This is a genomic window from Leifsonia sp. Leaf264 (assembly GCF_001422325.1).
Classification (GTDB): Bacteria; Actinomycetota; Actinomycetes; order Actinomycetales; family Microbacteriaceae; genus Orlajensenia.
The window spans coordinates 472,895-486,779 of sequence record NZ_LMMR01000004.1; the positions used below are offsets into that span (position 1 = coordinate 472,895).

General features: G+C 70.1%; 10 protein-coding genes. 5 read left to right on the forward strand and 5 right to left on the reverse strand.

Annotation, left to right across the window (positions count from 1 at the left end):
* The 3 genes from ASF30_RS07585 to ASF30_RS23135 all read right to left on the reverse strand — a co-directional run bounded on the left by ASF30_RS07585 (window position 1) and on the right by ASF30_RS23135 (window position 3,332).
* Complete coding sequence (locus tag ASF30_RS07585; RefSeq protein ID WP_055904102.1) at window positions 1–894, reverse strand: alpha/beta fold hydrolase; 894 nt, start codon at window positions 892–894, stop codon at window positions 1–3.
* A gap of 14 nt (window positions 895–908) precedes the next feature.
* Window positions 909–2,900, reverse strand: a complete 1,992-nt coding sequence (locus tag ASF30_RS07590) for an ABC1 kinase family protein (RefSeq protein ID WP_055904105.1) — start codon at window positions 2,898–2,900, stop codon at window positions 909–911.
* A gap of 93 nt (window positions 2,901–2,993) precedes the next feature.
* Window positions 2,994–3,332 (reverse strand): hypothetical protein, encoded by a 339-nt coding sequence (locus tag ASF30_RS23135; RefSeq protein ID WP_055904108.1) that lies wholly within the window; start codon window positions 3,330–3,332, stop codon window positions 2,994–2,996.
* 155 nt (window positions 3,333–3,487) lie between these two features.
* Here ASF30_RS23135 and ASF30_RS07600 point away from each other — a divergent pair, with 155 nt between their 5' ends.
* From ASF30_RS07600 to ASF30_RS07610, 3 genes are read left to right on the forward strand one after another with little or no spacing between them, the layout of a single operon-like run.
* Window positions 3,488–4,516, forward strand: a complete 1,029-nt coding sequence (locus tag ASF30_RS07600; RefSeq protein ID WP_055904111.1) for a 3-oxoacyl-ACP synthase III — start codon at window positions 3,488–3,490, stop codon at window positions 4,514–4,516.
* On the forward strand, window positions 4,513–7,299 hold the full coding sequence (locus ASF30_RS07605; RefSeq protein WP_055904114.1) for an alpha/beta fold hydrolase: 2,787 nt from the start codon (window positions 4,513–4,515) through the stop codon (window positions 7,297–7,299). Before ASF30_RS07600 ends, ASF30_RS07605 begins: the two co-directional genes overlap by 4 nt.
* On the forward strand, window positions 7,296–8,282 hold the full coding sequence (locus ASF30_RS07610; RefSeq protein WP_055904117.1) for an NAD-dependent epimerase/dehydratase family protein: 987 nt from the start codon (window positions 7,296–7,298) through the stop codon (window positions 8,280–8,282). The genes ASF30_RS07605 and ASF30_RS07610 overlap by 4 nt, the downstream gene beginning before the upstream one ends.
* A gap of 275 nt (window positions 8,283–8,557) precedes the next feature.
* Here the strand turns inward: ASF30_RS07610 and ASF30_RS07615 are convergent, their stop codons facing one another.
* Window positions 8,558–9,562 (reverse strand): aldo/keto reductase family protein, encoded by a 1,005-nt coding sequence (locus tag ASF30_RS07615; protein WP_055904120.1) that lies wholly within the window; start codon window positions 9,560–9,562, stop codon window positions 8,558–8,560.
* A gap of 697 nt (window positions 9,563–10,259) precedes the next feature.
* Here ASF30_RS07615 and ASF30_RS07620 point away from each other — a divergent pair.
* Window positions 10,260–11,669, forward strand: a complete 1,410-nt coding sequence (locus tag ASF30_RS07620; RefSeq protein WP_082467635.1) for an FAD-binding oxidoreductase — start codon at window positions 10,260–10,262, stop codon at window positions 11,667–11,669.
* An 83-nt stretch (window positions 11,670–11,752) separates the two neighbouring features.
* Here ASF30_RS07620 and ASF30_RS07625 read toward each other — a convergent pair whose 3' ends face one another.
* Window positions 11,753–12,571, reverse strand: a complete 819-nt coding sequence (locus ASF30_RS07625; RefSeq protein WP_055904821.1) for an alpha/beta fold hydrolase — start codon at window positions 12,569–12,571, stop codon at window positions 11,753–11,755.
* Window positions 12,572–12,779: 208 nt separating this feature from the next.
* On the opposite strand from ASF30_RS07625, the gene ASF30_RS07630 reads away from it, so the two are divergent.
* Window positions 12,780–13,862: a hypothetical protein gene (locus ASF30_RS07630; RefSeq protein ID WP_055904123.1), complete on the forward strand. Its 1,083-nt coding sequence runs from the start codon at window positions 12,780–12,782 to the stop codon at window positions 13,860–13,862.
* The last annotated feature ends 23 nt before the right edge of the window (window positions 13,863–13,885 follow it).

Here is a 13,885-nt window from a genome sequence, read left to right on the forward strand (position 1 = left end):
CTAGGCGCTCGCCGGAGGGTGCAGCGTGCCCCGGTGGATCTCGTAGGCCCGCGCTTCGCCGGGGGAGTCCGGGTCGTCGACGATGGGCTTGTCCTCCATGAACTGCCTGATCACGTTGGCGAGCTCGCCGGGGTTGGTGAAGTTGATCGCATGGGCGGCGCCCTCGATCGCCACGACCAGGACGTGGTTGTCGGTCTTCTGCGCGATCTCCTGCACCCGTGACGGCTCGGGCATCAACGGGTCGCGACTGCCGATCACGACGAGGGTGGGGATCGTGAGAGCCAGGAGGCGCTCCAGCGAGGGGTACTGGGTCAGTGCCCGGAACATGCGGACCGTGCTCGGGATGCCGAATCGCAGGTAGTCGGGAGTGGCCACCTTGATCATCCCGCCGGTCTCCCGCGATCCGTCCTGGGCGAGCTGTCGGATCGCCCGGCGCAACGGCTGGTTGTGCACTCCGCCGGCCGGGGACACGAGGACGGCGCGGTCGATGCGATCCGGGAAGTGGTAGGCGAACTCGCAGATGATCGGGCATCCCATCGAGTTGCCGACGAGCGTGGCTCGCTCAACGCCCATGCGGTCGAGGAACCTCACCGCGGCGTGCGCCAGCTGCGGTACGTCGAGGGGCTGTCGAGGCTTGCCACTCCGGCCGAAGCCGGGGAGGTCGGGAACGAGGGTGCGGAACTCGTCGCGGAGCAACTCCGCCGTCGGGAGCAGGTAGCGCCCCGACAGCCCGAAGCCGTGCAGGTGCATCATCGTGGGGGCATCGGGCACGCTGGTGGACTCCCGGTAGAACAGGTCGATTCCATCGACTCTCGTCCAGTGTTCGGCCAAGGAGCTGGCCGGGTGCCGTGGCAGCCGGCGTCGGACTTCGCCGGAGACCTCGCGTCCAGACATCGGTGGCCTCCGACCTAGCGAGGTTTCCGCACGAAGAGCCTGCGCACGGACCGGAGGATGAGCACGAAACCGGCGAGCGCCACACTCGCCCCGATGAAGCCGTAGACGGTCAGGTTCGAGGCGATGAGCGGGCCGGCGTCGACGACCACGAGCACGACGCCGAGGGCGACGAGGGCTATGGCGATGAGTGCGCCGACAGCCTCGGTGACGAGTTCGCCCACCCACGTGCGGTCCTGTGGGGCCGACAGTGCACGTACCCCCTTCTCGACGCTCGAGGTGAGGGTCTCGAGACGGCGGGGGATGCGGCGAGCCGTCGCGGCGATGACGCCGGCCTGGGCCTGGGCCGAGCCCAGGAGCGACTGGGGTGCGAGAAGGCGTCGGAGGAAGTGCGGCACGCGGTCCAGGGCCCGCTCGACCATGTCGAACTCGGGATCGAGCAGCCGCAGGCAGGTCTGCAGGGTGATGATCGAGCGGAACGCCATGCCGAGCTGGGCGGGCACGGCGAGGTGGTGCTCGCGCACGATGTCGAGGAACTGGGAGAAGATCGAGCCGCCGCCGTCACTGCTGTGCTTCATGAGGGTGAGGACGCGGCCGATGTCGCTCTGCAGTCGGGTGAGGTCGACGTCGTCCGGCACCTCGACCAGCAGGAGCAGCGCATCCGTCGCGGCGATGTCGTCGTCGGCTGCCGCCGCGAGGAGGAGGGTCGCCAGGCCGGAGCGCATGCTTCGCTCGAGGACGCCGACGGCTCCGAAGTCGATCATGCCCAGTCTGCCGTCATCGCGCACCATGAGGTTGCCCGGATGCAGGTCGGCATGGAAGACGCCCTGTACGACGATCTGCTCCAGCACGGCGTCGAGCAGTCCGGCGGCCAGGGTGTCGCGCTGAGCTTGACCCATGGCGTCCAGTCGCGCGGCCGCTGACCCCAGGGGGATCCCCTCGATGCGGTCCATCGTGAGCAAGCGCTTCGAACTGCCGATCTCGTACACCCGCGGAACCATGAGCAGATCCGTGCGGGCCGCCGCCACGGCGCTGCCGACCTGGCGGGTGTTCTGGAACTCGATGCGATAGTCGAGTTCGTCGCTGAGCGATCGGGCGAAGCCCGTCGCCAGGCTCAGGGCGCCGAACTCGCGCCCCCAGCTCGTCCTGTCCTCGATGCGTTGGGCCAGCCGCACGATGATGTCGACGTCGGCCGCCACCTGCTGGGCGGCGCCAGGGCGCTGCACCTTGAGCACGACACGCGTGCCGTCGAGGAGGACTCCAGCGTGCACCTGGGCGACGGATGCCGCGGCGAGAGGGGTCTCGTCGACCATGGCGAACACCGAGCTGACCTCGCCGCCGATCTCCTCCTCGATCACGGCGCAGATGGCCGTCCACGGCAGCGTCGTCGCCGAGGTCTGGAGGGAGGAGAGGGCGTCGATGTAGGGCGCTGGCAGGAGATCGCGTCGGGTGGAGAGCACCTGACCGAGCTTGACGAAGGTCACCCCGGCCTCGTTGATGGCCTGGACGAGGGCGGCCGGGGTCGAGGTGCGGGACGGTGCCGGGACCGCACCGGGGTCGCTTCGTCGGTGACCTTGGAACAACCAGCCGATGCCGTGCCTGGAGAGGATGGTGAGGATCTCGAGGTAGCGCTGCGTGCGACGTCGACGATGCAGCACCTCGCGCACCGAGACGATGGGGTTCGGCAGCGCTCTGGTCGGCCACAGGGCCTCGGTGACGACGAGGATCGCGATGCCGAAGGCGAACACCCAGCCGAAGGCGAGGGCGTAGAACAGCACGCCGACGAGGCCCGAGACCGTGAGATCGCCCTCGGCGCTCAGCACCCCGGCCTGGGTCGCCGTCGACGCAGCGAACGGCCAGCTCGCCGCGTAGACGAGGATGCCGACGACGTAGGTGCGCGGCCAGCCGACCGGCGCGCTCATGAGGGCACGGGCGGCGTAGCCGACTCCGGCGGCGTACACGAGCCCGACGAGGACCACGAGCGCCCAGAACAGCACCGTGTCGAACACCCTGCCCCCTCCCGTCCGTGCGGCGACTATCGCCAGCGTAGCGGGACGGGGTCGACGGAAGCGGGGCCGATGACGGCATCCGTCACCGATCCGTCACAGCATCCTGTAGCCGCTCACCCTGTCCACGACGAAGACGGGGGAGAAGTCCGGCGGATCGACGCTGGCGCCGTCCTCCGATGTGGTGGACCCGTCATCGGGGAACCTGTAGACGTCGAGCATGAGCTGCATGGGATAGGCGGGCGAGGATTCGACCGACTTCACATGCCTCCCATCGATGTGGAAATGCACCCCGTCCGAATAACGCGCTCGGGAACTCTCCCGGCTGCTCCACTGCGGCAGGTAGTGGGGGAGCCAGGAGGCGGCATCGAGATCGGGTGCGTCGAAGTCGTCGTCGTACTCGAGCTCGTAGGCGGTTCTGTCGAGGATGAGCACGGATCAGGTCTAGCAGAGCGGTGTTCGACGGGCATCCGATCCTGTGCGCAATGCCCCCGTAACGAAATGGGCATATGAACGGAACTAGGCTGGGCTGACGGCTTTCCCGACGTCTTCGTCGGGAGTGACGAGCCCGTAGACGTGAAGAGGGATGGATGTCCTTGGACGGAAATGCGACGACGACGCACCGGAACGTAGCGCTGCTCTCGGTTGCCAGCACCATGGCGGAACGGGTGACGACCTCGGAGGAGATCGACTCGAGGCTGTCTCCCGTGCTCAAGCGGTTGAAGCTCCCCACAGGCCTCTTGCAGCGCGTCGCCGGTGTGCGCGAGCGCCGCAACTGGGAGGAGGGCGCCAGCTTCGACGATGCCGCCATCTCGGCCGGCAAGCGCGCGCTCGCCGAGGCCGGCATCCGCCCCGACCAGGTCGGCCTGCTCATCAACACCTCGGTGACGCGCCCGCATCTCGAGCCGTCCGTCGCCGTGCGCATCCACCACGGGCTGGGCCTGCCCACCTCGGCCATCAACTTCGACATCACCAACGCCTGCCTCGGCTTCGTGAACGGGATGTCGCTCGCCTCAGGCCTGATCGACTCGGGACAGATCGACTACGCGATCATCGTCGACGGGGAGGATGCCGACCAGATCCAGGTGAACACCATCGAGCGCCTCGGCCGTGAGGGAATCAACCGCAAGCAGTTCATGAGCGAGTTCGCCAGCCTCACGCTCGGCTCGGGGGCCGCAGCCGCCGTGCTCGGACGGGCGGACCAGCACCCTGAGGCGCACCGCATCCTCGGCGGGATCACCCGTGCCGCGACGCAGTTCAACGAACTCTGCGTCGGCAGCGTCGACGGCATGTTCACCGACGCGAAGGCGCTGCTGCGCGGCGGCATGGAGCTCGTGACCTCGGCGTGGAAAGAAGCCCTGAACCACTGGGACTGGAAGACCATGGACCGCTACATCATGCACCAGGTCTCCGACGTGCACACCGATGCGATCGTGAAGGCCGTCGGCCTCGACCGCACGCGTGTTCCGCTGACCTACCCGTTGCTCGGCAACATCGGCCCCGCGTCGATCCCGATCACCCTCGCCTCGCAGGCATCGAGTCTGAAGCGCGGCGATCGCGTTCTGCTGATGGGCGTCGGCTCGGGCCTCAACACCTCGATGATGGAACTGGCCTGGTGACGTCAGGCCGGCCGGAGCCACGTCGTTCCACGCCGATCGCGGCCTCGCTGCCGCCCGCCGGGCTACCCGGCCTCGACCCGGCCTGGTCGCGCCTGGTCGACGTGCCCGAACGGGCTGTCGGATCCGTGCCGGGCGATGCCGCCGCGGCATCCGTCGGCGCAGCATCCGCCGGCCGCACCAACCGCTGGCACATCCTCGACAACGCGGCCGCCCTGGACGCTCTCGGCGTGACGCCTGTCGGCACCATCCTGTGCGTGCACGGCAACCCCACGTGGTCGTACCTGTGGCGCGAGACCGTTGCCGCGGCGACGGATGCCGCAGCCGCCGGGCGGCCGGCCTGGCGCGTCATCGCCGTCGATCAGCTCGAGATGGGCCACTCGGAGCGCTCCGGCGTCGCCCGCCCGTTGGCGCGACGCGTGCAGGACCTCTCCGATCTCACCCGGGAACTCGGCGTCACTGGCCCCGTCGTCACCTTCGGTCACGACTGGGGCGGAGTCATCTCCCTCGGCTGGGCCGTTGACCACCCCGACCAGCTCGTCGGGGTGATGCTGCTCAACACCGCCGTGCACCAGCCCGAGGACACGCCCATCCCGGCCGCCCTGCGCCTGGCTCTGACGGTGCTGCGCACGGGCACTGTGACCACGACGGCCTTCCTCGACACGACTCTGGCCATCGCGCATCCGCAGCTCCCCTCCGAGGTTCGACGCGCCTACCGCTCGCCCTACCTCGACGCGGCCCGCCGGGAGGGCATCGGCGCCTTCGTCGCGGACATCCCCGTCGACGCGAGCCACGAGAGCGCAGCCGAGCTCGCCCGCATCTCGGCTGGAGTCGCCCGCCTGACAGTTCCGGCGCTCATGATGTGGGGGCCGCGCGATCCCGTGTTCAGCGATCGCTATCTCGATGACCTGCAGCGACGGATGCCGCACGCCGACGTGCACCGTTTCGAGACCGCCGGACATCTCATCGCCGAGGACGTCGACTACGCCGGACCGGCCCTCGACTGGCTCGCCGACAATCTCGGCGGGACCCCTGGAGCGACCCGTCAGGCAGCCGAGGCCGAGGCCGAGCCGCAGGTGCCCGCCGCGGCGACGGAACCCGCGCTGCCCATGTGGCACCACCTCGAGTCCCTCGCGCACAGCTCCGAGCCCGCCGTGGTCGACATGGTCGCCGGTCCCGGCCGCACGCCCCGCACCGTGAGCTGGGCGCTGCTGTCGACCCGCGTGCACCAGATCGCCCGCGGGCTCGTGGCCCTGGGCGTGAAGTCGGGCGATCGCGTCTCGCTGCTCGTTCCGCCGAGCGCCGACCTCACGGCCGTCGTGTACGCGTGCCTGCGCATCGGAGCCGTGGTCGTCGTGGCCGACGCCGGGCTCGGCCTGCGCGGGCTCAGCCGGGCCGTGCGCGGCGCCAGGCCCGACCACATCATCGGCGAGGTGCCCGGACTCACCGTCGCCCGCGCCTTCGGTTGGCCGGGTCAGCGCATCTCCGTCGCCACGCTGCCAGCCGTCTCGGCGCGCGCCCTGAACGTCACGGCGTCGTTGGCCGGCGTGATCCGCGCCGGTGAAGCCGCGCATGACCTCGAGCTGCCGCATCCGCCTGCGGCATCCGACGTCGCCGCCGTGCTGTTCACCTCGGGATCGACAGGCCCCGCCAAGGGCGTGGTCTACACGCACGGCCAGCTCATGGCCTTGCGCGACGCCCTCTCCGCGCAGTACGACGTGGGTGTCGGCACCGGCCTCGTCGCCGGGTTCGCTCCCTTCGCGCTGCTGGGTCCGGCTCTCGGCGCCAGGTCGGTGACGCCCGACATGGACGTCACCTCCCCTCGAACCCTCACAGCCCGGGCCGTGGCGGATGCCGCAGCCGAGGTCGACGCGACAGTGGTGTTCCTCTCGCCGGCGGCCATCGCCAACGTCGTCGCCACCGCCGGGGAGCTCTCATCGGCCCAGCGCGCGGCCCTCGCCCGCGTGCGCACCTTCCTCTCCGCCGGCGCGCCGGTGTCCGAGGCTCTGCTGACCGCTGCCTCCGAACTCATGCCCGCCGCGTCGGCGCATACTCCCTACGGCATGACCGAGGGCCTGCTCATGGCCGACATCTCGTTGGACGGCATCCGTTCCTCGATGGCATCGCAGGCCACGCCCGGGGCGCCGGATGCAGCCGCCGGCGGCGTTCCCGTCGGCCGCCCCACGGCCACGACGCGCATCCGCATCGCGCCGCTCGATGCCGCGGGTGTGGTCGGCGCCGAGCTGACCGACGCCACCGGAGTGACCGGCGAGATCGTCGTCTCGGCTCCCCACCTCAAGTCGCACTACGACCGTCTCTGGATCACCAACAGGGTCGCCGATGCGCACTCGACGCCGGGGGAGCGCTGGCACCACACCGGAGACGTCGGCCACCTCGACGCCGAGGGACGGCTCTGGGTGGAGGGGCGCCTGCAGCACGTCATCGTGACGGCCGAGGGTGTCGTCACCCCCGTCGGCATCGAGCAGGCCGTCGAGCGCGTCGACGGGGTGCGCCGGGCCGCCGTCGTGGGAGTCGGGCCGCGCGGGGCTGCGCAGCTCGTGGTGGTCCTCGAACTCGAGCAGCGCCAGCGTCGCTCGCGCCTGGCCGAGCCGGAGTTGGCCGCTGCTGTACGCGAGGCCGCGGCGGCCGGGGGCCATGAGGTGGCGGCTGTGCTCGTGGCGGACACACTGCCCACGGACATCCGTCACAACTCCAAGATCGATCGGACTGCTCTCGCCCGTTGGGCCGACGGCATCCTGCGCGGCGGACGGATGGTGTCGCCGTGAAGGTGCTCGTCACCGGAGCCAGCGGCTTCCTCGGCGGTGCCGTGGTGCGCGACCTCGTCGCGGCAGGCCACGAGGTGCGCACCTTCCAGCGCCGCCCGTCAGGGCTGGCCGGCGAGCCCGGCATCTCCGACGCCATCGGTTCGGTGACGGATGCCGCCGCGCTGGCGTCGGCGCTCGACGGCATCGACGCCGTGGTGCACCTCGCCGCCAAGGTGTCGCTCGCTGGCGATCCGACCGAGTTCGAGGCCGTGAACGTGGGCGGAACCCGCACGCTCGTGGACGCGATGCGTTCCGCCGGGGTCGGGCGCCTCGTCTTCGTGTCGTCGCCCTCGGTGGCGCATTCCGGGTCGTCGATCGTCGGCGACGGAGCGTTGCCGGCCGACCCCGCGTCGGCTCGCGGCGACTACGCCCGCACCAAAGCGCAGGCCGAACTGCTCGCCCTCGCCGCGGACTCCGAGGAGTTCAAGGTCGTCGCCGTTCGTCCCCACCTCGTGTGGGGCCCCGGCGACACCCAGCTCGTCGGACGCATCGTCGACCGCGCCCGCAGCGGGCGGCTGCCGCTGCTCGGACACGGGGCGGCCCTCATCGACACGACCTACGTCGACAACGCCGCATCGGCGATGACTGCCGCGCTGGCGCAGCTCGACGAGGTGCACGGGCGGTCGTACGTCGTGACCAACGGCGAGCCGCGTCCGGTGGCTGAGATGCTCGCCGGGATCTGCGCCGCAGCCGGTGCACCGGCGCCGCGCTGGAGCGTGCCGGCATCGGTCGCGCGTACCGCCGGAGGAGTGGTGGAGGCTGCCTGGCGCGTCCGGCCCGGTGTCGACGAGCCGCCGATGACGCGCTTCCTCGCCGAGCAGCTGTCGACGGCGCACTGGTTCGACCAGCGCGCCACCCGCGCCGAGCTCCGGTGGACCCCGACGGTCACGATCGACGAGGGCCTGGAGCGACTGGCGGAGTACTACGCGACAGCGGCCGACTAACCCGCCTCGCCAATCGCCGCCTGCACTCGCTCCTCCGCTGATCGAGTAGTGCCCGACGGAGTCGGACACGTATCGAGATCCGCCGAGCCGTGCGCTCGATCTCGGGGTGGTCTCGATACGGCTGCTCGCTCCGCTCGCGGCCTACTCGACCGGCGGAAGGGGCTCCGCTGGCGGCCTACTCGACCGGCAGGAGGCGTTCCGCTCGCGGCCTACTCGACCGGCGGAAGGGGCTCCGCTGGCGGCCTACTCGACCAGCGGAGTGGCCTCAGCTCCGCTCAGCTCGGCCGCGACTGCGGAGACACCGTCTTCGCCGGGTCGCGTTCGGCGAGGAAGCCGATGGCATCGTCGATCGCCGACAGCACGTCGGCGTCGAGCTTCACGCCGGCGGCCTTCACGTTGTCTTGGACCTGCTCGGGCCGCGAGGCGCCGATGATGGCCGACGCCACGTTCCGGTTCTGCAGCACCCAGGCCACGGCCAGCTGCGCCATGGACAGCCCGAGACCGTCGGCGATGGGCTGCAGCTTCTGCACGCCGGTGAGCACCTCGTCGTTCAGGAAGCTCTTGATGGTGTTGGCGCCGCCCTTCTCATCCGTCGCTCGCGATCCCGCAGGCAGCTCGGCGCCCGGCTTGTACTTGCCGGTCAGGACTCCCTGCGCCACGGGCGACCAGACGATCTGCGAGATGCCGAGATCCTCGGAAGCCGGAACCACCTTGTTCTCGATGACCCGCCACAGCATGGAGTACTGCGGCTGGTTGGAGATGATCCTGAAGCCGAGCTCCGATGCCAGCTTCTGGCCGGCGTGCAGCTGATCGGCATCCCACTCCGAGACTCCGATGTAGAGCGCCTTGCCCGAGCGCACGACGTCGGCGAAGGCCTGCATTGTCTCCTCGAGCGGTGTCTCGTGGTCGTAGCGGTGCGCCTGGTACAGGTCGACGTAGTCGGTCTTCAGGCGGCTGAGGGATCCGTCGATCGACTCGAGGATGTGCTTGCGAGAGAGGCCGGAGTCGTTCGGACCCTTGGGCCCGGTGGGCCAGTAGACCTTGGTGAAGATCTCGAGCGACGCCCGCCGTTCGCCGGCGAGGGCGTCGCCGAGAACCGTCTCGGCTGCGGTGTTCGCATAGGCGTCGGCGGTGTCGAAGGTGGTGATGCCAGCGTCGAGTGCGGCCTGCACGCATCTCGTCGCGGTGTCGTTCTCGACCTGGGATCCGTGCGTGAGCCAGTTGCCGTAGGTGATCTCCGAGATCTTGAGTCCGCTGTTACCGAGGTATCTGAATTCCATCTCTCCACACTACGACCGTGCAGCAGCGCACCGTCTTGAGTTGTCTGGCGGCCGCGACTGGCGAGTCGGGCTGTCGGTTGCGGCCACAACCGGCGAGTCGGGATGACGGATGCGGCCACAACTGGCGAGCGGAGGTCGGGGTGACGCCGGCTCGCCACCTGTGGCCGGCCGACCGCGCGTTGAGCGGCCATGAGTGGCGAGCGACATCGTGGCAAGCGGCCGTGAGTGGCGAGCTGGTGTCGGACGCGGCTAGAGGTGGCGAGCGGCGTCGTGCCGGGTGGCCACGACTGGCGAGTCGGGCTGACGGATGCGGCCACGACTGGCGAGTCGGGCTGCCGGATGCGGCCACACCTGGCGAGCGGAGCCCGGGTGACGCCGGCTCGCCACCTGCGGCCGGCCGGCCGCGCGTAGAGCGGCCATGAGTGGCGAGCGGGGTAGTGCCAAGCGACCACAACCGGCGAGCTGGTTTCGGCCGCGACTACAGGTGGCGAGCGGCTCGTGGCAAGCGACCACAACCGGCGAGCGGAGGGTCAGCGCAGCGCGCATCCGACCGACACCGGGCCACACCCACACCCACCACGCCCAGCCCACGCGCACAGGCCACGACTCGAGATGACACCGAAGCCGGCGCGGATGCCCCAGAATCGATGAGGGCGGCGCACTGACGACACACCGACACCGCCCGGGGAGAGTGATCGTGAGCAGCACCATCGTCGAAGCCGACGGCATCACCGCAGTGTCCGCCATCGTGCGGACGGATCAGGTGCTCACGGATGCCGCCGCTCTCGCCGCCTACAGTCACGACGACGCGGAATGGGCCGCGTACGAGCGGCCGCTCGCCGTCGTTCTCGCCGAGAGCACGGACGACGTCTCCGCCATGGTGAGCTGGTGCGCGGCGAATGGTGTCGCCGTGGTGGCCCGCGGCTCGGGCACCGGCCTCTCTGGTGGCGCGAACGCCGTCGCCGACTCCATCGTGCTCTCCCTCGAGAGGATGACGGCGGTGCTCGAGATCAACGCCGACGAGCGCTACGTCGTCGCGCAGGCCGGCGTCATCAACGACAGGCTGCGCGCATCCGTCGCCGAGAAGGGCCTCTGGTATCCGCCCGACCCGGCCAGCTCGGCCATCTCGACCATCGGCGGCAATGCCGCCACCAACGCCGGCGGCATCTGCTGCGTCAAGTACGGCGTGACCCGCGACTACGTGCTCGGCATGACAGTGGTGCTGGCCGATGGATCCGTCGTGCAGCTCGGGCGGCGCACGGCGAAAGGGGTCGCCGGCTACGACCTGACCGCGTTGATGGTGGGCTCGGAGGGCACGCTCGGCATCATCACCGAACTCACGCTCAAGCTGCTGCCGCTCGCCGGTCGCGACGAGCGCGCGATCGTCGGGTACTTCCCGTCGCTTCGTGCGGCTGGAGTCGCCGTCGCCGCGATAGCTCACGCCGGGATCATCCCGGCGGCGCTCGAGCTCATCGACCGCACCTGCCTGCGTGCCGTCGACGACTGGCAGCACTGGGGCCTGCCTCGCGACGTCGACACCCTGCTGCTCGCGAAGATCGACGATGCCGGTGCCTCGGGCGACGCTCTCGCGGACCGCGTCGCCGAGGCCATGGTCGCCGCCGGGGGAGTGGACGTGGAGCGGGCCAGCGAGCAGGCCGAGGTCGATCGGCTCTTCCTCGCCCGCCGACTCGCCTACCCGGCGCTCGAGCGGCTGGGGCCCGTGCTGACCGAGGACGTCTGCGTGCCGCGAGGGGCCGTGCCCGAGATGCTCTCGCGCATCCAGTCCATCGCGGAGGCGAACGACGTCGTGATCGCCAACATCGCCCACGCCGGCGACGGCAACCTGCATCCGCTGATCATCGCGCCCGAGGGTGACGACGCCGCCAAGGCGCGGGCGAAGGTCGCCTTCGACGGCATCATCGCCGAGTGCCTGGCCCTCGGCGGCACCGTCACGGGCGAGCACGGCGTCGGGTTGCTGAAGCTCCCCGGACTGGCGGATGAACTGGGCGAGCGCGTGATCGAGTTGCATCGTTCGGTGAAGCAGGCGCTCGATCCGCTGAACACGTTGAACCCGGGGAAGGCGTTTCCAGCCGCTTCCGCTGGGTGAGTAGGCGGCGAGGGCGGTGAGGACCCGTCGGGCACTACTCGATCAGCGGACGTGCGTGTGCGACTCCGTCGAGCCGCTCTCGATCAGCGCAGCTCCGCCAGGAACCCCAGCAGGGCCTCGTTGAACTTGACGGGCTGCTCGATGTTCGCCGCGTGGCCGTCCTTCTCGATGACCACGGATGCCGCCAGCGGATTGAGCGCCGCAGCGGCCGGCGCATGCTCGCTGGGCCAGAACTCGCTCTCACGCCCGGCCACGAACAGCGTGGGCACGTCGACAGTCGCCACGGCTGCACGCCAGTCCTGCCTGGCGTGGTCATCGAGGAGCGCGAGTTCGCCGGGGCTGAAGGAGACTTTGAGGCCCGTGCGTCGCACGTCCATGGCCCGCACCAGACGGCCGATGCGGAGCACGCCCTTCGACCTGGCACTGGCGCGTCCGGTGTCGGGCACCCCTGTCGCGAACATCGACTCGATCGTCGACTCGTCGTAGTCGTAGAAGCCGTACGGCCAGTCCTCGGTGTTCAGCATCTTCGGCGTCTGGTCGACGATGACGATGCCGCTGACCCTGTCGGTGCCGAACTGCGCCGTGCGCGACCAGATGGCGTTCCCGCCCATCGAGCCGCCGACGAGCACGGCGTCGTGAAGGTCGAGGCTCTCGAGCAGATCGTGCACGTCGGCGCCGTGGCGTTGCATCGTGTGTCCGGCATCCGGAGTCTCCGACTCGCCATGGCCTCGGCGGTCGAAGGCGATCACGCGGAAGCCCGCACGGCCGAGCGCCTTGCGCTGGTAGATCCAGCTCGTGGCCGCCGCCTTGAACCCGGCGATGAGCACGATCGGCCTGCCGTCGGGTGAACCCGACTCGTCGTAGTGCAACCGCACGTCGTCGGTGGTCGTGATGGTCGGCACCAGTGCCTGCTTCCTCGAGTCTGACGACAGTCGGGCGCTCTGCCCGTCGCGCACGCCCAGCCGTCGAACGGATGCGTACGCATTCACAGTGTCGTGCAGGTGAGCGGTTCGATCAAATCCCGCATGTCGCGCCGGCGCCGTGTCGACCGCTCGCGTCTAGACTGCCGGTCGGGCCGCCCCTGCACGGCCGGGGATCAGGAGGCGCACGGTGACCCTGTTCTCGTCCGGCCCTGATTCGCCGTACGGCGGCGCACCGTACGACGGTTCGCCCTTCACCTCATCCGGCGATGTGCCGCAACGGCGCCGGCCACGTCGCCGCCGCGTGCTGGTCTGGGCGTTGGTCGCCCTCGTGGCCGTCGCAGCGGGCTGGGTCTTCGTCAATCCCGTGCGGGTCACCGATCAGATCCTGGTGTGGACCCACCAGCCGCAGGCCGCAGCCGCGCAGTTCGCGCAGCGCGCCGGCATGACCGACGAAGCCCGGTTCACCTTCTACGCCAGCCTGCCCTCGATCGAAGGCCGCGCCGAGTTCAACGCCTCCTGCAACCAGGTTGCCGAGCAGGGAGTGACCCTCGGATGCTACGTGCCCCTGGGCCGGGCCATCCACCTCTTCGAGATCACGGATGCGCGACTCGACGGCATGCAGGTCGTGACGGCCGCCCACGAGATGTTGCACGCCGTGTGGGCGCGCATGGGGTCGGGCGAGCAGCGTGAGATCGCTGCGCTGCTCGAGGCCGAGGCCGTCCGGCTCGCCGACGACCCGGCGTTCGTCGACCAGATGGCGCTCTACGACGGCATCGATGCCGCCGGCCGTCTCACCGAGCTGCACTCCATCCTCGGCACCGAGTTCACCGGCCTGTCGGCGGCGCTCGAGGAGCACTACGCGCGGTACTTCGACGACAGGGCGGCGCTCGTGGCCCTGCACGTCACGAGCGAGGCCGTCTTCTCGACCCTGCAGACCCAGGCCGAGGCACTCGTGGCCGAACTCGACACCCTGCGCGCTGGGATCGAGGCTGACTCGCAGCGCTACAGCGACGAGTCCGCGGCGCTGAGCGCCGACATCGACGCCTTCAACGCTCGCTGGGATGCTCCGGATGCCGGCTCGCAGGAGGAGTTCGACTCCGAGCGGGCAGCTCTGCTCGACCGACAGGCCGTGCTCGACGCCCTCTACGACTCCATCACGGCTCGCCGCGCGGAGTTCGACGACGACGCTGCGAAGCTCGAGCAGATGAACGTGCAGGTCGACGACCTGAATGCGGCCATCGACTCGCGGATGCCGCCCGTCGGCGAGTGACGCGAGCGCGGCGACTGCCACAG